22 protein-coding genes and 1 riboswitch are annotated in these 21212 nt (G+C 40.7%); of the genes, 18 read left to right on the plus strand and 4 right to left on the minus strand.

All coding sequences use genetic code 11. The features are described from left to right. Together LMU01S_RS06170 and LMU01S_RS06175 are read right to left on the minus strand one after the other, a co-directional pair. A partial coding sequence (locus LMU01S_RS06170; RefSeq protein WP_061773558.1) for an ImmA/IrrE family metallo-endopeptidase occupies positions 1 to 476 on the minus strand: 476 nt, incomplete at its 3' end. A 91-nt stretch (positions 477 to 567) separates the two neighbouring features. Beyond that, positions 568 to 999 (minus strand): helix-turn-helix domain-containing protein, encoded by a 432-nt coding sequence (locus LMU01S_RS06175; RefSeq protein WP_056958904.1) that lies wholly within the window; start codon positions 997 to 999, stop codon positions 568 to 570. A 533-nt stretch (positions 1000 to 1532) separates the two neighbouring features. On the opposite strand from LMU01S_RS06175, the gene LMU01S_RS06180 reads away from it, so the two are divergent. The 7 genes from LMU01S_RS06180 to LMU01S_RS06210 all read left to right on the plus strand — a co-directional run bounded on the left by LMU01S_RS06180 (position 1533) and on the right by LMU01S_RS06210 (position 6265). Continuing rightward, positions 1533 to 1790 (plus strand): hypothetical protein, encoded by a 258-nt coding sequence (locus LMU01S_RS06180; RefSeq protein ID WP_056958905.1) that lies wholly within the window; start codon positions 1533 to 1535, stop codon positions 1788 to 1790. A gap of 75 nt (positions 1791 to 1865) precedes the next feature. After that, a complete protein-coding gene (locus LMU01S_RS06185) occupies positions 1866 to 2549 on the plus strand; it encodes a DUF2238 domain-containing protein (protein WP_056958906.1) in 684 nt (227 codons plus the stop codon). A gap of 172 nt (positions 2550 to 2721) precedes the next feature. Beyond that, entirely contained in the window at positions 2722 to 3267 is a 546-nt protein-coding gene (amaP, locus tag LMU01S_RS06190) for an alkaline shock response membrane anchor protein AmaP (RefSeq protein WP_056958907.1), read from the plus strand. A gap of 29 nt (positions 3268 to 3296) precedes the next feature. Beyond that, positions 3297 to 3668, plus strand: a complete 372-nt coding sequence (locus LMU01S_RS06195; protein ID WP_056958908.1) for an Asp23/Gls24 family envelope stress response protein — start codon at positions 3297 to 3299, stop codon at positions 3666 to 3668. An 11-nt stretch (positions 3669 to 3679) separates the two neighbouring features. After that, a complete protein-coding gene (locus tag LMU01S_RS06200) occupies positions 3680 to 3898 on the plus strand; it encodes a CsbD family protein (protein ID WP_056958909.1) in 219 nt (72 codons plus the stop codon). A gap of 13 nt (positions 3899 to 3911) precedes the next feature. Then, positions 3912 to 4166, plus strand: coding sequence for a GlsB/YeaQ/YmgE family stress response membrane protein (locus tag LMU01S_RS06205; protein ID WP_056958910.1), 255 nt, complete (start codon positions 3912 to 3914; stop codon positions 4164 to 4166). Positions 4167 to 4276: 110 nt separating this feature from the next. Beyond that, the gene (locus LMU01S_RS06210) at positions 4277 to 6265 is read left to right on the plus strand and encodes an ABC transporter ATP-binding protein/permease (RefSeq protein ID WP_056958911.1); all 1989 of its coding nucleotides are present in this window, start codon (positions 4277 to 4279) and stop codon (positions 6263 to 6265) included. A gap of 88 nt (positions 6266 to 6353) precedes the next feature. Here the strand turns inward: LMU01S_RS06210 and LMU01S_RS06215 are convergent, their stop codons facing one another. After that, positions 6354 to 6767 carry a DUF1810 domain-containing protein gene (locus LMU01S_RS06215; RefSeq protein WP_004049425.1) on the minus strand — a complete coding sequence of 138 codons (414 nt, stop codon included), beginning with the start codon at positions 6765 to 6767 and terminating at the stop codon, positions 6354 to 6356. Further along, a complete protein-coding gene (locus LMU01S_RS06220) occupies positions 6764 to 7675 on the minus strand; it encodes a LysR family transcriptional regulator (protein ID WP_056958912.1) in 912 nt (303 codons plus the stop codon). Before LMU01S_RS06220 ends, LMU01S_RS06215 begins: the two co-directional genes overlap by 4 nt. Before the next feature lie 139 nt (positions 7676 to 7814). Between LMU01S_RS06220 and LMU01S_RS06225 the strand changes: the two genes are divergently transcribed. The 11 genes from LMU01S_RS06225 (at position 7815) to gatC (ending at position 21210) form a co-directional block, all read left to right on the plus strand. Continuing rightward, positions 7815 to 9434, plus strand: coding sequence for a malolactic enzyme (locus LMU01S_RS06225; protein WP_056958913.1), 1620 nt, complete (start codon positions 7815 to 7817; stop codon positions 9432 to 9434). A gap of 62 nt (positions 9435 to 9496) precedes the next feature. Continuing rightward, positions 9497 to 10465, plus strand: a complete 969-nt coding sequence (locus tag LMU01S_RS06230) for an AEC family transporter (RefSeq protein ID WP_056958914.1) — start codon at positions 9497 to 9499, stop codon at positions 10463 to 10465. Positions 10466 to 10651: 186 nt separating this feature from the next. Continuing rightward, entirely contained in the window at positions 10652 to 11239 is a 588-nt protein-coding gene (locus tag LMU01S_RS06235; RefSeq protein ID WP_056958915.1) for an ECF transporter S component, read from the plus strand. Positions 11240 to 11269: 30 nt separating this feature from the next. Continuing rightward, positions 11270 to 11869 carry a glycoside hydrolase family 73 protein gene (locus LMU01S_RS06240; protein WP_004049415.1) on the plus strand — a complete coding sequence of 200 codons (600 nt, stop codon included), beginning with the start codon at positions 11270 to 11272 and terminating at the stop codon, positions 11867 to 11869. Between the two features lie 63 nt (positions 11870 to 11932). After that, positions 11933 to 12031, plus strand: a riboswitch (purine riboswitch). Positions 12032 to 12085: 54 nt separating this feature from the next. Next, positions 12086 to 12661, plus strand: coding sequence for a xanthine phosphoribosyltransferase (locus LMU01S_RS06245; RefSeq protein ID WP_056958928.1), 576 nt, complete (start codon positions 12086 to 12088; stop codon positions 12659 to 12661). 4 nt (positions 12662 to 12665) lie between these two features. After that, positions 12666 to 13991: a nucleobase:cation symporter-2 family protein gene (locus tag LMU01S_RS06250; RefSeq protein ID WP_056958916.1), complete on the plus strand. Its 1326-nt coding sequence runs from the start codon at positions 12666 to 12668 to the stop codon at positions 13989 to 13991. Between the two features lie 142 nt (positions 13992 to 14133). Next, positions 14134 to 15291, plus strand: a complete 1158-nt coding sequence (locus LMU01S_RS06255; RefSeq protein ID WP_056958917.1) for an ATP-grasp domain-containing protein — start codon at positions 14134 to 14136, stop codon at positions 15289 to 15291. Positions 15292 to 15457: 166 nt separating this feature from the next. Then, on the plus strand, positions 15458 to 17656 hold the full coding sequence (pcrA, locus tag LMU01S_RS06260) for a DNA helicase PcrA (RefSeq protein ID WP_156470391.1): 2199 nt from the start codon (positions 15458 to 15460) through the stop codon (positions 17654 to 17656). A gap of 15 nt (positions 17657 to 17671) precedes the next feature. After that, entirely contained in the window at positions 17672 to 19684 is a 2013-nt protein-coding gene (ligA, locus tag LMU01S_RS06265) for an NAD-dependent DNA ligase LigA (protein WP_056958919.1), read from the plus strand. Further along, complete coding sequence (locus LMU01S_RS06270) at positions 19684 to 20832, plus strand: CamS family sex pheromone protein (protein WP_056958920.1); 1149 nt, start codon at positions 19684 to 19686, stop codon at positions 20830 to 20832. Before ligA ends, LMU01S_RS06270 begins: the two co-directional genes overlap by 1 nt. Before the next feature lie 75 nt (positions 20833 to 20907). Continuing rightward, on the plus strand, positions 20908 to 21210 hold the full coding sequence (gene gatC / locus LMU01S_RS06275) for an Asp-tRNA(Asn)/Glu-tRNA(Gln) amidotransferase subunit GatC (RefSeq protein ID WP_005917887.1): 303 nt from the start codon (positions 20908 to 20910) through the stop codon (positions 21208 to 21210). The last annotated feature ends 2 nt before the right edge of the window (positions 21211 to 21212 follow it).

The following is a 21212-nucleotide window of genomic DNA, read 5'->3' on the forward strand; positions in this document are numbered from 1 at the left end:
AGCAGTAACTGAGCAAATCGCTGATGTTGTAATTGCATTTGAGAAAACGTATCTAAAAATAAAGCCTTACAATGCTTAGGGATCCCGAGTTCATACATCAATGTATCCGGAGCAGCTTCTAGGTTCGTTGTGGTGTAGTAGTGACATAAAAGTAAGATGATCGCAAATCGATCGGCTTCTGCTTCAAAGTGTGAGATGAATCGGCTATGAGATGTATATTGAAGCAGTAGTGGTCTGATCCCTTTATGGAGTAAAATGTGTCCCAGTTCATGTGCGACTACAAAGCGTTGCGTAATGGTGTCAAGTTGCTGGTTGAGATAGATCAACGAGACATCACAATAAGTAGTTTTAAAGCCTAAAATATCGCCGAGTTCAAAATATAGGATCTCAATATCTAAGGTAGCACAGAGACTATAAGGGTCAAAAGTGCGGTCGTATTGTTTGAGAGCAATGACTTTTTCGAATAAACGCTCCATTTTTAAGCACCTCCAGAACGTATGTTTGGGTATATTTTAGCACGTGCAACAGAAAAGTAAAATAAAAAGTCCTCTAAATTAGAGAACTTTTCTAGTTATTGTCATAATGCTCTGCTTGCTTGCGTTGACTGAGTTCTAAACCGATCTCAAGGGCATTAGCAAGTAACTTGCGATTGTCAGTTGTTAAAGGCAGTCCATCGAAGTTTAGATCGGGCTCATTTTCAGTGAGATCGATCAAGTCTTTGATCTTGCGTGCAAGATCTTTTGCAATTTGCTCATTATGTTTGTGATAAAATATTTCTCCCTTAGGTACATCGATCGACTTTTTACCTAAGATAAAATCCGTTGAAACATCGAAGATCTCAGCCAATTTTATGATCTCCTCTGCTCGTAATGGGCGATCACCATGCTCGATCCGCCCCATAACATTTTTATTTAAACCCATCAACTTAGCTAATTGTGCTTGCGATAAGTTGTGGCTCTCTCGAAGTGTGATGATAACTTCGGGGATCGTTGACTTCATTATCACACCTCCTTTATCAATTTGACCAGATGGAGCGTCAATGGAAAAGGTGGATGCAAAATAAAGACAATTTATTGACATACCCGTTTTGGAGTGATATATTCATAGTGCAAAGGATTTAGATACATCTAAAGGTTGTCTCTATTTTGTTTGCGTTGTTGAAAGGAACAATATTGCTTTCCCGTATATTGTTCCACATCCATTGACGATATTGAAACTTATACCAGCAATTGCGCCAACAATTAGCTGGTCAGCTTTGATCAATTATTCTGACACAATCATAGCATAATTTTTATATCCTGTCATTTTCAAGTTTTAGGCTAAAGCAGTGAAGTGTTACTGTATCAGCCTTAGGGCGTTAAAAGCTTGTCGTCCTGAAATCAGTCAGGAGCTGATAAAACATTTTTCTGTCACTATGCGTTATAATGACAAAAAAGCGGTCTTTTTTGATCGAGCTTGTTCAAACTTATTGTTGTGAGGGTGACCTGATGTGGGTCCCCTTTTTGCTTTACTAAAAATTAGGGGGAATATATATGTTACTGATCAAGAGTAATAATTCAAAACAGCAAGTGTTAGATCAAGCATTAAAAAAGTTGACAGAAGATCTACATTTGAAGCTTGTTGCCTTTGATGCTGCTGAATTTGGTGTCTATGAGGCAGAAATGGTCGTTTTCTTACTTGACCAACAATCACGCCTGAAACTGCCATTACTACAAGAGGGATTATTGGAACGCAAGATCAAAACTAAAGTGCTCGAGACGGAAAATTATGGGCTTTTTCCAACGATTTGATGATAATTGCTTGCTAAATTTGGGTGCTTGTTCTTTAATTAATACATAGCAGTATTTTTTGAAGGGAAGAAAAACATGCAAAAAAGCAGTTTTAGTGAACGGTGTTTGAACGTATTTTTACTGTTTGTTGTTATTTCAATGGTATTATCATTGGGACTTACCGTTAAAGATGCCTTATTAGGCTCTACGGCAGATCAAGGAGCGGCTTGGTTTTTAGCACTTGAGATCGTTTTAGGTTTAGTTATCGTATTGATCCCCAAGTGGGTCGCTAAGCGCTTGGAGATCTATTTACCACCGACATTGTATTTGTTCTTTGCTCTTTTTATTTACGGTTCAGTTTATTTAGGAACGGTCTATCACTTCTATAGTGTTCCATATTGGGACAAAGGGTTGCATTTGTTAAGTGGTGCGTTGTTAGGTGGGTTTGCTTTTTCAGCTTTTGGCGCATTAGTTCCCGAGGATGCCATTGCGAAGATCTCACCTTTTTTTATTGGAATGTATAGTGTAGCCTTTGCGGTTTTTTGTGGTGTGTTATGGGAATTCTATGAGTTTACGTGTGATAGTTTTGGTATGAATCTTCAACGTTATATGCAGGCGGGACGTCCATTAGTTGGACGAGCTGCGTTGATGGATACGATGGGCGATCTATTCGCCGATTTTATCGGGGCATTGCTTTTTGCAGTGGTAGCTTATTTACAACTAAAGAAAAATCGTAATTGGTTAAAGAGTTTCTTCTTTAAACGAATTGAACAGAAATGATGATTTAAGGCTTTTGTGTCACTTATGATGCAAAAGCTTCTTTTTTGAAAAAATAATAAAAAATTAAATATTATTTATTTTAGGTTAAGAAGTTTGATTTCCTTACGAAATGACATGCAAAATAGTGAGATACCTGTTAGGGTTAGGGTAGGGACAAGAAAGGCGTGATGTCATGAAAGCATGGATCAAATGGAGTATTTGTTTTGTAATGTTTCTCCAAGCTGCTTTGGGAGGCATCGTGATCGCTTGGTGGTTTTTCCCACAGGCAAGTATCTTCCAAGATATTTTTGACTACCTACTGACCGACTTGGGTCAAAAAGTCATTTTGGGTCTGGGGATATATCTAGTTGTACTTGCAGTTTTGTGGCTTAGTTGGACGATCAGTCGCCCGACGACACAAAGCAGTATGACGATCCACCGCGATCATGCTAGTAAGGTCCAGATCGATCAAAAAGCAGTTGAGAATAATGTTCGTTTGACGCTTGGTAAATATGATCTGTTTAACATTGAGGTCAAAGTTAAGTTATTATCTAATCGGAAGCAAGCTGATGTAGTTGTTGTTGCGATGTTATCGCAAACGACCGATCCTACAGTGTTAGAGTCACAACTCACCCAAACTGTGAGACGTGATTTAAAGGAGATGTTGAATATCGAACTAAGGCGTTTAAATTTAAAACTTAAACCATATCATTATGATCAAAAAGTTACTATTGTCTAGGGATAAAAAGAAATTGCGAGGTAAGCGATATGGAAAAAGAAAAGTTAGAACAGAAATTGACCTTTGATGATCAAGTGATCGAAAAAATTGCAGGGATCACAGCAAACCAAGTTCCCGGGATCATTTCACTTGATGGAAACATGTTTAGTGAATTTACCGATAAGCTGACCCAAGGAACCGATAAGACCAAGGGGATCGAAGCAGATGTCGGTGAAAAGCAAGTGGCGATCAAAATGGATGCCACGATCGAATATGGTAAAAGTGCAGAGACGATCTTTAAAGAGGTCTCAAGCAGAGTCCAAAATGCCTTACGCGAGATGACAGGGCTGAATTTAGTGAAATTTGAAATGCACATCAACGACGTAAAAACTAAAGAAGAATTGCAACAAGATAATAAATAGGAGCATAAAAAATGAGTGAAGAAAAATTAAAGGGCTTAAAAGATGAAGCCGTAGGAAAAGTCAAAGAAACTGAAGGAAAATTGACCGATGACAAAGTGCGTAAGACTCAAGGTAAAACACAGAGCTTATTGGGTAAAGCGCGTAAAAAAGCTGCTGACCTAAAAGAAGATATTGAACAGGGCACTGAAAAACTAAAAGAAAAATTTGAAAAAGATGACGAAAATAAGTAAGGAGGTGAGCTAAATGTTACATTGGCTTTGGGTATTGATCGTTGGTGCGATCATTGGTGCGATCGCAGGAGCCTTGACGAAAAATGGTGGTTCGATGGGCTGGATCAGCAACATTTTGGCTGGTCTGATCGGTTCATCATTAGGTGAAGCTTTACTAGGTGCTTGGGGACCACAACTTGCAGGAATGGCGATCATTCCATCAATCATTGGTGCAGTGATCTTGGTCCTTATTGTGTCAGCTATCTTTAGTAGAAGAGCACATGCATAGTTAAATCGTCTTAGACTAGGGGCAATTGTCGCTAGTCTTTTTTTGTAGACGGCTCAATTATTAAATATTAAAATTATGGTGAGGGGGAAGATAAAGAGAGGATGGGCAGGATGGAGATCTTAAAACTAAAAAATGTCGTTAAAATTTATAAGTTGGCTGGGGGTGGCACCTTTGAGGCATTGAAAGATATCAATGCAACTTTTTCAACCGGTGAATTAGTATCGATCGTCGGTGAATCAGGGAGTGGGAAATCCACGCTGATGAATTTGATCGGCGGCTTGGATTCTGACTTTGAAGGTGAGATCAGTTATCGTGGTAAAAATTTGCGCGACTACACTGCACAAGAATTAGCTGATTACCATAAGAAAAGTATCGGTTTTATCTTTCAAAACTTTAACTTGATCCCCCATTTGAATTTGATCGATAATGTTGCCTTAGCGATGACTTTGTCTAATATCGATAAGGAGACGCGGGTCAAACGTGCTAAGGAACTATTAGAGAAAGTGGGTTTAAAAGACCATCTCTATAAAAAGCCAGATCAGATCTCTGGTGGCCAAAAGCAACGCGTTGCGATCGCGCGGGCTTTGATCAATGATCCAGATGTTATCATTGCTGATGAGCCCACGGGAGCTTTAGATGCTGAAACGACGGATAATGTTTTGGCTTTGATCAAAGAGATCGCTCAAAGTGGTAAGCTAGTTTTGATGGTGACGCATTCAGATCGTGTAGCTGCTCATTGTACGCGGGTCTTGCGGATCGATAATGGAAGATTAGTTTCAGATGAGGTGACGGGGAAGTTAGAACCCTTAGCGACGAAAGCAAAACATAACGCTATCAAAGTCAAAAATATGAGCTTGTTCAATGCGATCAGATTAGCCTTTCTCAATATGAAAGCCAAATTGGGTCGGAATACTTTAGTTGCCTTTGGGACTAGTATTGGGATCATGGCGGTCGTTTTGATGCTATCGATCGGACGAGGCGTAACTACTTATATCAAAGACACGATGAATAGCTACACCAATCCTAATGTGACGGAAGTGCATCGTCAAAGTATGATGCCCGATCCCGCTAAGCAACCAGCTATGGACGATCATGCAGAGATCAGTCGAATACAGCAAAATAATATGGCAGCTTTGACAGGCTCAGGAACAGATAATGATTTTACAACAAAAGATATCACAAAACTTAAAGCTATCAAACACGTCGATCGGCTTGAGAAGGGCTATTCGACCCTTTCATTAGGTACAAACAGTGTTAGTTATGGTGATAAAAATGCTATGATCATGACGTTACAAACAATGTCGAGCAATATCACCAAATCAAGTATCGTTTCGGGTAACGCGCCTAAAAAAGATGAGGTCTTACTTGATAAGGGAACAGCCGATCTTTTGGCCAAGAACATTGTTGGTAAAGAAGTAACATTTAAACTAACGATCGATGGTCAGCAAATCGAGCAAAAATTAAAAGTCAGTGGGACCTATGAACAGCAGGGGTCTAACTTCAGTACTGCGATCGTACGTTATAGCGATCTAAAAGATATTTTTGCGCAAAATGGCCAAACGTTAAAGCCTAATGTTGTATATCTTTATACTAAGAATAAAAATAATACTGAAAAGATCAAAGATGAAGTCAAAAAGCTCGGCTTTAGTGGCTCAATGCAAGAAACGATGACTGAGATGTTCACCCAAATGATGGATGTGATCAGTTATGTCTTAGCCGCGATCGCAGCAGTTTCGTTAGTGGTCTCAGCGATCATGATCTTAGTGGTCTTAAATATTTCGGTAGTTGAACGGACTAAGGAGATCGGGGTCTTAAAGGCTTTAGGTGCTAGAAGAAAAGATATTCGGCGGATCTTTGTTTCAGAGGCCTTCTTGATCGGTCTGAGTTCAGGGATGCTTGGCGTAGTGTTGACTTGGGTCTTGCAAGTATTAGTGAACCATTTTACGGTAGCTCAGTTTGAGGTGCCAGTAGTGATGATGACGACTAATTATATTTTGACAGGTATCATGATCAGTGTAGTCATCAGTATGTTGGCAGGGCTTTTGCCAGCTGATCGTGCTTCAAAATTAGACCCAGTCGAAGCTTTGCGAAAAGAATAGTATATAAATAAAGGGTGCGATAGTGCAGTCAGTACCGTATAGCAAGCCCCCCACCACAAATGATCGTGATGGGGGGCTTGCTATGTTTTTACATATTTTTTAGTAATTCGAGTGTCTTTTGATCGTATTTTCCATGAAAAAATTTATCCAGTACAGCTTGGAAAATCGGCTCGTTACTGGCTTTAGCAAAGAGTGTCATTGACGACTTGAGTTTTAGATCGTCGGGAAAACCAAAGATCATTTTAGCGTCATTGGTTGGAACTTGTAAAAGGACTTCGCATAGTTGGCGTAAATTATTGCCTAAATATGGATCGGCTAAAAAGGCTTTGGCTTCATTGAGATCAGCTATTCCGTATAGGTAAGCAGTCTGACTTTTACCTAAGCCACGTAATTGTGGAAACATGAACCACATCCAGTGGGAGCGTTTCTTTTGTGCTTTGAGTTCTGTCACGGCTAGTTTGAAATATTGGTGTTGTGGCGCGTTAAATCTTGCTAAAGTCATTGCTTTGTTTCCTTTCCAAGTGGGCTGTGATAGACCGTGTCGTGCAAGATATCTAGCAACTGCTTTTTAGCAGGTGTCATGACTTGGGTCGCACGCGTAACGATCGAGAGTAAGAATTTGGGTTGGTGTTCATCTAGTAGATCTAAAACGGAAAAATCATCGTTAGGACTGAGCGCAATATCTGTCAAACAGGCGATCCCAGTATTACTTGCGACCATGGATTTTAAAACGTGGACGTAATTAGTTCGGTAAATGACATCAGGCCGGAAGTGTTCTTTTTGTGCTAAAAGTTTGAGGACTTTATCATGAATGAAGCCTTCATTATGCACGATAAAGCGCTCGTCTTTTAATTCAGAAAAATAGACGGCCTTTTTTTGTGCTAGTGGATGTTGCTTGCTGACGATGATCTTAAATGATGTTTGGGCAAAAGTTTCGGCTTTTAGGGCGGGTTGGGTCAAGGGTTCAAGTGAGCCTAAAAGGCAAAAATCAAGTGATCCATCTAATAAAAGTTTAAGTAAAGCTTGTGAACCAGCCTCTTTGGTCTCAAGTTGTTCGATCAACCCCGTGGCGATCAATTTAGAAACGATATTGGGAAAAAAATAATTGCCAATGATCGGTGGTAGTCCAAAAAGTAGTTTTTCTTGTTTAGCGCGTAAGGCTTCCTTTTGGGCAATGGTTAATTCATTTAAGATCACCTTTAAATGTGCGTCGAACTGATAGCCACTAGGGGTGACCAGTAATTCTTTGTGTGAACGATCACGGATAAAAAAAGTTGTTCCAAATTCTTCTTCGAGCCGTTTGATCGCTAACGTGACAGTTGGTTGACTAACAGAAAATTTTTGAGCAACTTTGGAAAAATTTTTTTCTTTGACTAATTGGTGGAAATATTCAAAATCTCTAATATTCATCTTCAGATCCTTGATTTGACAGCTTTTTAAAAGCTCATATTAATTTTATTAATAGTGTACCACAAAGTTGACTATAAAAATCACACCATTTTAAAATGAGTGACATCAATTGAGATCTAGGAAAAAGGAGTAGATAGCAATGGCAGATACAATGAATATTTTAAATGATCCATTTTTAAATAAAGGGACAGCTTTTACAGTTGAAGAACGTAAAGAACTCGGTTTGATAGGTGCTTTACCAGCGAAGGTCCAAACTTTACAAGAACAAGCAGACCAAGCTTACGGTCAATTCAAGAGCAAATCAAGCCAATTAGAACAACGCCAATTTTTGATGACGATCTTTAATACCAATCGAACATTATTCTACTATTTGATGGGACAACACATCGTAGAATTTATGCCAGTCGTGTATGATCCAGTGATCGCTGAATCGATCGAACAATATAGTGAGATCTTCACACGTCCTCAAGAAGCAGCTTTTATCTCGGTCGATGATCAAGATAGCATTGAAGATTCTTTGAGAAATGCTGCTGACGGGCGTGACATTCGGTTGATCGTTGTAACAGATGCTGAAGGTATCCTTGGTATGGGGGACTGGGGCGTCAACGGTGTTGATATCGCAGTCGGAAAATTGATGGTCTACACAGCAGCAGCCGGTATCGATCCAGCTCAAGTTTTACCAGTTTCACTTGATGCCGGAACGAACAATGAAACGTTATTAAATGACCCGCTTTATCTCGGTAACCGCCATGCACGTGTTTACGGTGAAAAATATCATGCGATGGTCGACAAATTTGTTGCAGCAGCAGAAAAACTATTTCCAGAAAGCTTATTGCATTTTGAAGATTTTGGACGTTCAAATGCAGCCGTGATCTTGGAAAAATATCAAGACAAGATCTTGACATTCAATGATGATATCCAAGGTACAGGGATCATTTCGCTTGCTGGTGTCTTGGGTGCGATGAATATTTCTAAAGAAAAGATCACTGACCAGGTCTTTTTGACTTTTGGTGCAGGGACAGCTGGTGTCGGGATCGCCAACATGTTATTTGATGAATTAGTTCGCGAAGGTTTGAGTGAGAAAGAAGCTAGAAAACACTTCTACTTGGTCGATAAACAAGGTCTTTTATTTGAAGACACAGAAGGTCTAACACCAGGTCAAAAAGCTTTTGTGCGTAAACGCTGTGAATTTGATAATGCTGATGAATTGACCAATTTAGAAGCTGTCGTTAAAGCAGTTCATCCAACGGTCATGATCGGGACATCGACACAACCAGGTACTTTCACTGAAAGTATCGTTAAGGAAATGGCAGCTCACACGAAACGGCCAGTGATCTTCCCATTGTCTAATCCAACACGTTTGGCTGAAGCTAAAGCAGAAGATCTTTTGAAATGGACAGATGGGCGTGCTTTAGTTGCAACTGGTATCCCAGCTGGTGATATCGAATATAACGGGGTAACTTACAATATCGGCCAAGCAAACAATGCTTTGGTCTATCCAGGTGTTGGTTTTGGTGCGATCGCGGCTAAAGCTAAGATCTTAAACGAAAAAATGTTGGCCGATGCAGCCCACGCGTTAGGTGGTATCGTTGATCCAGATCAACCGGGCGCTGCGGTGTTACCACCAGTTTCTAAGTTACAAGAATTCTCACAAACAGTTGCTCAAGTCGTAGCAAAATCAGCGATCGACCAAGGTCTTGCTGGCGTGACAGACGCTAAAAAGGCTGTGGCTGATATGAAGTGGGAACCTAAATATTAATAATTTGATAAAAGGCCACTCGCTGGTCTTTTATCTTTGGTACAAGAAGAAGGAGAATTATTATGGCAGTTTTTTTAACTTCCGTCTCAAGTGTGCTTGTGATCGTATTGATCATGGCACTTGGTTATATTTTACGTAAAACAGGTTGGTTTGCCGATTCATTTGGAGGTAATATCGCATCTTTGATCACCAAGATCGCTTTGCCAGCATCGATCTTTATGGGTGTGATGGATCACTTGACGCGTGAAAGTCTCTTAGGTTTAGGAAAAGGCATCATTTTTCCAGCTTTGGGTGTGATCATTGGTTATGTGATCGCTTGGTTGGCAGTTAAAGGCTTAAAGATCAAGCCAGGTCGGCGCGGGATCTTTATGAATGCGGTCGTTAACGCCAATACGATCTTTATCGGGATGCCTTTGAACAATGCGCTTTTTGGCGAAAAGGCAATGAGTTATTTCTTGATCTATTACATCATCAATACCGTTTCAACTTGGGCCTTTGGTGTTTACTTGATCTCAAATGATGATCCAACGGTCGATAAGAGTCAAAAGAAAGCTCATAAGATCAATTGGAAAAAGGTCCTACCAATGCCATTAGTTGGTTTTATCGTTGCGATCGTGTGGTTGTTATTAGGGATCCCAGTACCAAGTTTTATGGGTCAAACTTTGTCTTATGTCGGAGCTTTGGTGACACCATTGTCCTTGATCTATATCGGGATCGTATTATGTGATGCAGGTTTGAACAACTTCCGCTTCGAACGCGATTCGATCTTAGCGTTATTGGGGCGTTTTGTGTTATCCCCGATCGTGTTGATCTTATTGATCAAAGCAGGCACAGGTTTTGGGATCGACTTACCAACATTGATGCGTCAAACATTAGTTGTTCAATCGGCAACTCCGATGTTAGCTGTCTTGCCTATTTTAGCCAAAGAAGCACATGGGGATGTTAAATATGCAACCGATGTGGTCGTAATGAGTACAGTTTTATTTGTAGTCGTAGTACCGATCTTGATGGCGATCTTACAATTTATTTAGCGTGATCTAAAGTCAGTTTTAGTGTTTTGAGCATTAGAACTGACTTTTTTAAATTTTTGGAAAATTCCTTGTATCGTAGCCAAAAATGACTAAAATAAACTTGCAAGTGATCAGCAAACATTTCTTTTGTAATATTTAACGTGGGATAATATAATCTATAAAAAGATCATAAAAAGGAAGTTTAATTTGAAACAACGAAAAAAAACGCAACGGATCGCTTTTTTAGCGCTATTTACAGCGATCATTATTATCCAAAATTTTATTCCATTTTTGGGCTATATTCCCCTCGGACCACTTAATTTGACGATCATCCACATCACTGTGATCGTTGCTGCACTCGTTTTAGGTCCTAAAGATGGAGCGCTCGTCGGTGGAGTCTGGGGCATGATCACTTTTATTCGTGCCTTTGTTTGGCCGACGAGTCCCTTGGCAACGATCGTATTTACTAATCCACTGGTCTCTGTTTTGCCCCGGATCTTGGTCGGGGTAGTGGCTGGTTATACGTTTATGTGGTTATCTAAACGCTTATCTTCGAAGATCTTAGCGGCTGGGGTCGCCGCAGTTTTAGGTTCATTGACTAATACAGTATTAGTTTTAGGTCAGATCTATCTTTTTTACCAAGGCCAAGCACCAGCAATGTATGCCTTGGATGTGGCGGCTTTATTGCCTTATCTACTGGGGGTCGTGGCAACAAATGGTTTACCAGAAGCAGCTTTGGCAGCGATCATAGCTCCAAGTGTTGCGCTTCCTTTACTGAGAAAATTAAAAGCGTAGGTTCTTGATTTTTTAGAAAGGCGGTATTTTGTGGCACGTAGAAAAAAGAAAAATTACTCACAGTTACTTTTTTTAGGTTTTATAGTGCTACTAGCGGTAACCTTTCTTACGGGCATGGCAGATAAATATTTTGCTATCGGTGAGACACCGCAAGCGACAATTTCAAATGATGAACAAGCTAAACAAAATTTTATCAAGCAACTTGCTCCGATCGCTCAGGCAGAACAGCGACAATACGGGGTTTTAGCTAGTATCACATTAGCTCAAGCAGCCTTAGAGTCCGATTGGGGCAAAAGCGAACTTTCCGCTAAGTATAATAACTTATTTGGGATCAAAAATCCGAATGGGTCTTTGATGACGACACAAGAATATGTTGATGGACAATGGACCACGATCAGAGATACTTTTGCGGTCTACGGCAGTTGGGAAGACTCAGTCAAGGCGCATACGCAACTTTTTGTTAATGGAACGGACTGGAATACCGATCATTATGGGCCTGTACTGCAAGCTAAAAATTATGAACAAGCAGCATGGGCTCTACAAAATCAAGGTTATGCGACCGATCCCAATTATGCCGAAAAGTTGATCGCCTTGATCAAACAGTACAACTTAAATCAATACGATTTATGATACAGGTCAGATATTTTTGTGTAAAAACCGAATGTTTGAGCTTGAAAACGAAAAATAGTTATGCTATTCTAGCTACAGGTTACTTATATAATGCCATAATCTGGTTGGCGAGTTTCTACCCAAGACCGTAAATCTTGGACTATGAGTAAAAAACGTTAGGAGACCAGACTTTTGTTTTTTAAAGTCTGGTCTTTATTATTTTTAGGGGGCTATAGCTTGAAATTACTAGAAGAACGCATCAAACAAGATGGTGTTGTTTTACCAGGAAATGTACTAAAGATCAATCAATTCTTGAACCATCAGATCGATCCACAGTTGATGTATGAGATCGGCCAAGAATTTGAACGGTTATTTAAAGATGCGGCTGTGACAAAGATCTTGACGGTCGAAGCTTCAGGAATTGCCCCAGCTATCATGGCTGGCCTTGTGATGGATGTTCCAGTGGTCTTTGCGCGAAAGAAAAAGCCTTCGACCTTGGATAATGATGTTTATGTAGCTGAGGTCTATTCATACACTAAAAAAGTGACCAATACGATCTCAGTTGATCAAAAATTTTTAGCAGAGACTGACAGAGTGTTAGTGATCGATGATTTCTTGGCTAATGGTCAGGCAGTTTTGGGCTTACTTGAGATCTGTCAACAGGCTAATGCTCATATCGTTGGGGCTGGGGTAGTGGTTGAAAAGTCATTCCAAGATGGGGCTAAATTGATCAAAGATCGTGGGGTAAGATTGGAATCACTTGCGCGGATCGCTTCTTTTGAAGACGATAAAGTGCACTTTGTGGGGGAATAACACGATGAAAAAAGCAAATAACACTCAGGCGGCTTTACTAGGGTTACAGCATTTATTAGCGATGTATTCTGGAGCGGTGGCGGTCCCATTGTTGATCGGGACAGCCCTAGGTTTTAATACTGAACAGATGACGTACCTAGTTTCTATCGACATTTTCATGTGTGGGTTAGCAACTTTACTTCAGCTCATGCGTAATCGATATTTTGGGATCGGTCTACCCGTTGTTTTAGGTTGTGCGATCCAAGCCGTCGAACCGTTAAAAATGATCGGGAGCCAATTTACGATCCAGACGATGTATGGGGCGATCATCGTGGCTGGGATCTTTGTTTGTTTGGTCTCAGGCCAATTTTCTAAAGTCAAACGCCTCTTTCCGCCGGTAGTGACAGGAACGCTGATCACTGTTATCGGTCTGACATTGATCCCGATCGCAGTCCAAAATATTGGTGGTGGCAATGCTAGTGCTAAAGATTTTGGGTCACTGACCAATATCAGCTTAGGCTTTGTGACAGTGATCTTGATTTTAGCGATCCAAGTCTTTGCGAAGGGTTTTTTGAGTTCGATCGCGGTCTTATTGGGGTTGGTGAGCGGTAGTTTAGTAGCTGCAGCGCTGGGACTAGTTTCTCTGGCACCGTTACATGAAGCGCCGTGGTTCCACGTGCCACAGCCTTTTTACTTTGGGGTGCCTCACTTTGAATGGTCATCTTCTGTTACGATGATCATTATCGCCTTGGTTTCTATGGTCGAATCGACGGGTGTTTATTTTGCTTTAGGGGATATTTTGAATAAAAAGATCACTGAAAAAGACCTCAAACTCGGCTATCGGGCTGAAGGGATGGCGGTCATTTTAGGTGGGATCTTCAATACTTTCCCATATACAACATTTTCACAAAATGTTGGCTTACTTGAGCTTTCAGGGATCAAGACCAAGCGCCCGATCTATTGGTCGGCAGGACTTTTGATGTTGTTAGGGCTCTTGCCTAAGGCTGGGGCGTTAGCGACAATGATCCCTACACCAGTTTTAGGTGGTGCGATGTTAGTGATGTTTGCAATGATCAGCGTACAAGGGATCAGGATCTTAGCCAGTGTTGATTTTACTGACCAACGAAATATTTTAGTTGTGGCTGTTTCGATCGGTTTAGGCCTAGGCGTGTCGATCTATCCAAATATCTTCCAAAATCTACCTCGTACAGTCCAGCTATTCTTAGGTAATGGGATCGTGGTCGCAAGTTTAAGTTCGGTCTTATTGAATTTGGCCTTCAAGGGTAGAGAAGGGCTAGCCAAAAAAGATATCAAGCAACAAGTGCGTGTTTTAGAAGATGTAGATAAATAAAGTAGGCAAAGCAGGGGAAAGCCTGCTTTTTTTAGGTGGCACAAAATATATTTTTAAAAATTTACATTGTCAAAATACTGTCTTGCTGAGTAATGTGGTAAAATAAAGAGTAAGTATTAGTGATACGAGAGGTTGTGAGAGAATGGAACAAGAGATCCTTTTTCCAGGCGATACTTTAGGGATCATCGGGGGCAATCCCAATGGCATCATGTTAGCACGGGCGGCCAAGAAAATGGGCTTTACTGTAGTCGTTTATTGTTCAGACGAAAGTAATCCAGTGTTAGCCGAAGCTGATGTAAAAATGGTCGGTAAGTTGAATGAAAAAACAAAGCTCCAAGATTTTGCACAACGGTGTGACTTAGTAACTTATACCTCAGAAAATATCGACGTTGAAGCGGTCAAATTCTTGCAACGTTTTACGCGAGTCCCACAAGGTAGTGATACGTTGGAGATCACGCAAGATCGTTTATTAGAGCGGGCTTTCTTTGAACAACTAAATATCAATGTTGCACCGTATGCTACGATCGTCAGTTTAGATGATGTTTATCAAGCAGTTAGCTCGATCGGTTACCCATGTATTTTAAAACCGATCCAAAAAGGGTTTGGTAAGCATCGTAAACAGATCATCAAAAAGCAAACAGATATTGCTAAGTGTGCGGATATAATCGATCTAGGCACATATATTCTCGAGTCATGGATCCCATATGAAAAGGAATTGTCACTGACTTTAGCCCGAGATAAAGATGGTAACTTGACGTATTTTCCGATCGCAGAAGATTATTATCGCGAACACCATTTGCATGCGACCTTGACACCAGTAGCTTTAGACGGTGAAGTCGCTACTGAGGTCAAACGCTTGACGGCTGAGATCGTCAAAGAATTGGATTATGTTGGGGTCTTGCAAGCAGAATTTTTCTTGACGAAGAGTGGTGCTTTGTATATCAAACGGATCATTCCTGCGTTATATGCTTCAGGTTATGTATTTGATAAGGCTACCGATGTTTCAATGTTTGAACAACATTTACGTGCCTTAGCGCAGATCCCTTTGGCTAAACCTAACTTGGTAAAACCGACTGAGATGGTAATGATCGAGACTAAGGATACGGATGCTTTGCGGACACAATGGGTCTTAAAGGATAATTGGCATTATAATTATTTCCGTTATCCTAAATCGCTTCATCCTGTTAAAGCAGAAGGATATGTCCTGGTGACCGCAGATTCGAGCAAAAATGCTAAGGAGCAAGTCGAAGCTACTGGGATCTGGGATAAGATCACAGCTGAAAATGAAATAGTTGAATAATCTTTTTAAGACGCACGGTAATTTATATCGGCGTCTTTTTGCATCTTGTTTGCTAAGATTTAAGTAATTTTAAAGAATAGGGATGTAATATTTGCTATAATAGGCATTGATTGAAAATTTTAGAGGGGATTTGAAAATTTTGACAGCAAGAAACTTATTAGATGGCATGAATGATAAGCAAGCAGAAGCTGTAGCCTGCACTGAGGGGCCACTACTCATCATGGCCGGTGCCGGTAGTGGGAAAACACGGGTCTTGACCCACCGTGTAGCCTACTTGATCGAAGAAAAAAATGTAAATCCTTGGAATATTTTAGCGATCACCTTCACCAATAAAGCAGCACGTGAAATGCGTGAGCGGATCAACAAGTTGATCGCTGAAGGTGCAGAAGATATCTGGGTCTCAACTTTCCACGCTTTATGTGTACGGATCTTACGCCGTGATGCCGAAAAGATCGGCTATGATCGCAATTTTACGATCGCAAGCACGAGTGAACAACGGACTTTAATGAAACATATTTTAGCGGATAATTTAAACGTTGACGTTAAAAAGTTCGAGCCTCGGGCCGTTTTGAGTGCGATCTCGAACGCTAAAAATGACTTAAAGACACCAGCAGAACTAAGAAAAGATGCAACTGATCCATTTTCACAAGTGGTAAGTGATGCTTATGAATTATACCAAGAGCAGTTGCAAAATAATCAAGCTTTGGATTTTGATGATCTCATCATGCAAACGATCCGGTTATTTAAAGAATCACCAGAAACATTGGAATTTTATCAACGGAAATTCCACTATATCCATGTGGATGAATATCAAGATACTAACGAAGCTCAGTATCAATTGGTCAGCATGTTAGCCCAAACATATCGTAATCTATGTGTTGTGGGGGATGCTGATCAAAGTATTTACGGTTGGCGTGGGGCTAACATGGAAAATATCATGAATTTTGAGGAAGATTATCCCGATGCGACTGTGATCAAGTTAGAACAAAATTATCGTTCGACTAAGACGATCTTACAAGCTGCTAATGAAGTTATCGAAAATAACATCAATCGTAAAGCTAAAACTTTATGGACGCAAAACGCTGACGGTGAAAAGATCCATTATTATCGTGCGGATAATGCCAATGATGAGGCTTTTTATGTCGTTAAAAAGATCCAACAAAAAATGCGCGCTGAAGGTAAGCATTATGGAGATTTTGCTGTCTTATACCGTACAAATGCCCAGTCACGTGTGATCGAAGAAACCTTTGTGAAAGCTAATATCCCGTATAAATTAGTGGGAGCTCACCGTTTCTACGATCGTAAAGAGATCTTGGATATTTTAGCTTATCTGCGTTTAGCTGCTAATCCAAATGATTCCTTGAGTTTTGCGCGCGTTGCCAATGAGCCTAAACGGGGGATCGGAGCAACTAGTTTGGCTAAATTGCAAGCATTTGCTGAGATGAACGGTCTTTCCTTGATCGAAGCAGCTGAAAATGTCATTATGACTGGCGTAAGTGGCAAGGCAGCTACGCAATTAGAAAGTTTTGCTAAGTTGATCCGGCGTTTTAATGAATTAGAGAAAACTAAAAATATCACTGAACTGACGGAGCTTATTTTAGATGAGTCGGGCTATAAACAAAGCTTGCAAGCTAAAAATACGCTCGAAGATCAAAGTCGCCTAGAAAACTTAGAAGAATTTATGTCTGTAACGAAGCAATTTGATGAAAGCTGGGAACCAGAAGAAGAAAATGGTGATCCATTCGTTGATTTCTTAGCTGATCTAGCTTTAGTTTCTGATCAAGATAGCGTTGATGAAGATCCAGATGAAGTGACTTTGATGACGTTACACGCCGCAAAAGGGTTGGAATTTCCAACGGTCTTTTTGATGGGCTTAGAAGAAGGGATCTTCCCATTAGGTCGTGCTGTGATGGATGAAAGTGAGCTCGAAGAAGAACGACGCTTGGCATATGTCGGGATCACACGAGCTGAAGAAGAACTCTACTTATCAAATGCTTTTTCGCGGATGCTATATGGACGACGCCAAAGCAACCAAGTTTCACGCTTTATCAGTGAGATCTCTGATGAATTGTTGCAAAGTGATAACGAAACTTTAGCTAATTATCAACCAAAAACCAAAGTCGATGTTCCTTTTGCCAAGAAGCCAGTTTACCGTAAACCCGCTGGAACTGTTGAAAAAAGCCAAGGAACTGGAGCTGAAAAGAAACAATGGAATATCGGTGATAAAGTTTCCCATAAAGCTTGGGGGACAGGGACTGTGGTCAAGGTCAGTGGTAGTGGTGAAGATATCGAACTTGATATCGCCTTTGCAGGCCAAGGTATCAAGCGACTATTAGCGGCCTTTGCACCGATCACTAAGATTTAAAAAGAGGTAAAAGAGATGGAAGCAAAGACTTTAGAAGAAGTCAAAGAGCTACGTGCGCAATTGAATAAATGGAGCCATGAATACTATGTGTTAGATCGACCAACAGTGGAAGATCATGTTTATGATGCTGCCTATCAGCGTTTGGTCGAGCTTGAAACTAAGTATCCTGAGCTTATAACTGATGATTCACCTACTAGACGTGTCGGCGGTCAAGTTTTAAGCGGTTTTGAGAAGGTCGAACATGAGATCCCGATGCTTTCGCTAGGCGATGTTTTTTCCAAAGCAGAACTAGCAGAATTCAAAGCAAAATTAGAGGAAAATGTAGCAACGACTTTTGCGTATAGCTGTGAATTAAAGATCGATGGTTTAGCGATCTCGTTAGTTTACAAAAAAGGTGTCTTTGTCAAGGGGTCGACACGTGGTAACGGGATCATCGGTGAAGATATCACGGAAAACTTAAAAACGATCAAGGCGATCCCTTTACGTTTAAGTGAACCGATCGACGTTGAGGTCCGCGGTGAATGCTATATGCCTAAAGATTCATTTCTAAAATTGAATAAAGCTCGTGAAGAACAAGGCCAAACAGTCTTTGCTAATCCAAGAAATGCTGCGGCTGGTTCATTACGGCAATTAGATACCAAAGAAACAGCCAAGCGTAATTTAAGTGTCTTTATGTACTACTTGATGGAACCTGAAAAATTTGGGATCACGACTCAAAGTCAAGCTCTAGCTCAATTAAAAGCATGGGGCTTTAAAGTCAACGAAGAAGCGATCGTGGCTAGCGAAATGTCTGAGATCAATGCCTATATTGATGAATATCATGCTAAACGGGCAAAGCTAGCTTATGAGATCGATGGGATCGTGATCAAAGCTGATCCATTTGCGATCCATGCTGAAGTTGGAAATACAGTCAAAGTTCCCCGTTGGGCGATCGCCTATAAATTTCCACCAGACGAGCAAGAAACGATCGTCCGTGAGATCGAATGGACGGTGGGGCGGACTGGAGTGGTGACCCCAACGGCAGTGATGGATCCAGTGACCTTAGCAGGGACTGTGGTTTCAAGAGCTTCCTTACACAATCCTGATTATCTAAAACAAAAAGATATCCGCTTAGGTGATACTGTCAAATTACACAAAGCAGGTGACATTATTCCAGAGATCTCAGAAGTTGTGTTGGCTAAACGTCCAGCTTCCAGTGAACCTTATGTGATCCCAAAAGAATGTCCTGAATGTGGAGCAAAACTCGTTCATTTGGATGGCGAAGTTGCGTTGCGGTGTATCGATCCGCAGTGTCCCGCACTCTTAAAAGAAAGTTTGACTCACTTTGCGTCGCGAAATGCGATGAATATTGATGGCTTAGGCCCACGGATCATCGAACAACTCTTCGACAAGAAATTGATCAAAGATGCGGCGGGGCTATATAATTTGACCTTTGATGAATTATTGACGCTAGATAAATTCAAAGAAAAATCAGCTAATAACCTATTACAAGCGATCGAACAGAGTAAAGCTAATTCATTGGAGCGCTTGTTGTTTGGTTTAGGGATCCGGCATGTAGGAGCCAAAGCAGCATTTATCTTGGCCCAACACTTTAAGACGATCCACGCTTTAAAGAAAGCAACAGTAGAAGAGATCGTAGAACTCGACTCGATCGGTGAAACGATCGCTGATGCTGTGGTGACATATTTTGAAAATGAACAAGTCGATCTGTTATTGGAAGAATTTGCTACTGCTGGTGTTAATTTAACTTTCCTAGGTCAAAGCGCAGAAGAGCTAGCTAAACAAACAGCCGCTGATCCCTTAAATGGTTTGACTGTAGTCTTAACGGGAAAACTCGATAAGATCAAGCGGGCGCAAGCTAAACAGCTCTTAGAGGCGCATGGTGCTAAAGTAACAGGGAGCGTTTCAAAAAAGACCGACCTTTTAGTTGCAGGGCATGATGCTGGTAGCAAATTGACTAAGGCCCAAGAACTAGGAATAAAAATTATTGATGAAGATGAATTTTTACGGCAAACAGGAGGCAATTGATGAGAAAGAAGTATTTAGCATTAGTTAGCTTATGTGCAGGTACCATGTTACTTTCAGCCTGTGGTAATTTAGGGAGTGGCTCTGGCAATTCAGTCACGCAAGCAACGCAACGATCCAATAAAGGTTACCAAACTACGGGGCAAGCGGATACCTCTGATTATCAAGGTGTGATCGAAAATGGGCGTTATTTGACGAGTAAGGCGCGCGGTGTCGGGATCATTCAAAATTCAGAAAATATGTTGAATCTAAAGAGTTTTGAAAGTGGCATGACGACTTTATCTAAAGAAGAATTTCCTACCAAAGATTACATTTTTCGTGAAGGACAGTTGCTGACCAAAGGCACTGTTCAAGATTGGTTAGGGCGTAAATCAAAAGATAATCCGACTGGTCTAAATCCTGAAGATAATGGAGAAAAAGACGCAGACAAACGGAATCCGATCTATATCCAACAGATCGAAGAACAAGATTACATGAAAGAGACCGATGGAAAACTAGAATTAGCTGGGATCACGATCGGTATCGGAATGAATCGTAAGGATTATTACCAAAAAGAACAGTATGGTGCGATGTATACCACTAATATCTCCAGAGAAAAAATGGAAGAAGAGGGAAAAAAGGCGGCAGCTGAAGTTTTGAAACGGGTCAGAAAACTCGATAGAGCTTCAGATGTGCCGATCTTGATCTGTATGTATGAACAAGCCCCTAATGATAGCTTGGTCGGGGGAACTTTCTATGCTTATAGTGTGAGTGATGGCGATACTTTGGGAAGTTGGAAAGAAACCGACCTCCAAACCTCAGTCTTGCCAGCAACATCAGCAAATGGTGCAGTCAACGATAATGATGAAAGTTCATTCAATGCTTTCAAAAATAAGACACAAAGCTTTTTCCCTAATTTAGCTGGGGTAACAGCTCAAGCTAAGTATAAGAATAAATCACTCCAAGAACTACATGTTAAGATCACGACTCAATTTTACAGTGAAACTGAGATCAGAAGCTTTACACAGTTTGTCTCTCAGATGGCAAAGACCTACTTGCCAGGTGATATTCCGATCGATATCACGATCAAGGGCTCAGATGGGGAAGTTCAAGCCTTTCTAGCTCGTGAAAAAGATAGTGGGAGCTTTTATACCCATGTCTTTGATGATTAGAATAAAATCGACTATAAAAATGTCAGCAGATCTATGCTAAAATATTAAGCAGATATGCAAGAAAGAAGGATGAAGATGGCGATCAGCGCAAATGAAGTAAAGCACGTTGCAAGTTTGGCAAAGCTTGAATTTAGCGATGCAGAATTACAAAAATTCACCGGTCAAATGGACCAGATCATCAATATGGTACAACAACTAAGTGAAGTCGATACGACAGATGTGCCGGTAACGACAACCGTGACGGATGCCTTTAATGTAATGCGAGAAGATATTGCAGTTAAGGGGACCGATCGCGAATTGTTGATGGAAAATGTACCTGAAAGAAAAGATGGCTTTATCAAAGTGCCAGCGATTATTGATGAAAGTGAGGAAGGCTAGCC

This window comes from Ligilactobacillus murinus DSM 20452 = NBRC 14221 (genome assembly GCF_001591685.1).
Classification (GTDB): Bacteria; Bacillota; Bacilli; order Lactobacillales; family Lactobacillaceae; genus Ligilactobacillus; species Ligilactobacillus murinus.

Bases quoted from the DNA above. Each gene is read 5' to 3' on its own strand.
- LMU01S_RS06175 (WP_056958904.1), bottom strand. From the start codon at position 999: ATGAAGTCAACGATCCCCGAAGTTATCATCACACTTCGAGAGAGCCAC.
- LMU01S_RS06180 (WP_056958905.1), top strand. From the start codon at position 1,533: ATGTTACTGATCAAGAGTAATAATTCAAAACAGCAAGTGTTAGATCAA.
- LMU01S_RS06185 (WP_056958906.1), top strand. From the start codon at position 1,866: ATGCAAAAAAGCAGTTTTAGTGAACGGTGTTTGAACGTATTTTTACTG.
- amaP (WP_056958907.1), top strand. From the start codon at position 2,722: ATGAAAGCATGGATCAAATGGAGTATTTGTTTTGTAATGTTTCTCCAA.
- LMU01S_RS06195 (WP_056958908.1), top strand. From the start codon at position 3,297: ATGGAAAAAGAAAAGTTAGAACAGAAATTGACCTTTGATGATCAAGTG.
- LMU01S_RS06200 (WP_056958909.1), top strand. From the start codon at position 3,680: ATGAGTGAAGAAAAATTAAAGGGCTTAAAAGATGAAGCCGTAGGAAAA.
- LMU01S_RS06205 (WP_056958910.1), top strand. From the start codon at position 3,912: ATGTTACATTGGCTTTGGGTATTGATCGTTGGTGCGATCATTGGTGCG.
- LMU01S_RS06210 (WP_056958911.1), top strand. From the start codon at position 4,277: ATGGAGATCTTAAAACTAAAAAATGTCGTTAAAATTTATAAGTTGGCT.
- LMU01S_RS06215 (WP_004049425.1), bottom strand. From the start codon at position 6,767: ATGACTTTAGCAAGATTTAACGCGCCACAACACCAATATTTCAAACTA.
- LMU01S_RS06220 (WP_056958912.1), bottom strand. From the start codon at position 7,675: ATGAATATTAGAGATTTTGAATATTTCCACCAATTAGTCAAAGAAAAA.
- LMU01S_RS06225 (WP_056958913.1), top strand. From the start codon at position 7,815: ATGGCAGATACAATGAATATTTTAAATGATCCATTTTTAAATAAAGGG.
- LMU01S_RS06230 (WP_056958914.1), top strand. From the start codon at position 9,497: ATGGCAGTTTTTTTAACTTCCGTCTCAAGTGTGCTTGTGATCGTATTG.
- LMU01S_RS06250 (WP_056958916.1), top strand. From the start codon at position 12,666: ATGAAAAAAGCAAATAACACTCAGGCGGCTTTACTAGGGTTACAGCAT.
- LMU01S_RS06255 (WP_056958917.1), top strand. From the start codon at position 14,134: ATGGAACAAGAGATCCTTTTTCCAGGCGATACTTTAGGGATCATCGGG.
- pcrA (WP_156470391.1), top strand. From the start codon at position 15,458: ATGAATGATAAGCAAGCAGAAGCTGTAGCCTGCACTGAGGGGCCACTA.
- ligA (WP_056958919.1), top strand. From the start codon at position 17,672: ATGGAAGCAAAGACTTTAGAAGAAGTCAAAGAGCTACGTGCGCAATTG.
- LMU01S_RS06270 (WP_056958920.1), top strand. From the start codon at position 19,684: ATGAGAAAGAAGTATTTAGCATTAGTTAGCTTATGTGCAGGTACCATG.
- gatC (WP_005917887.1), top strand. From the start codon at position 20,908: ATGGCGATCAGCGCAAATGAAGTAAAGCACGTTGCAAGTTTGGCAAAG.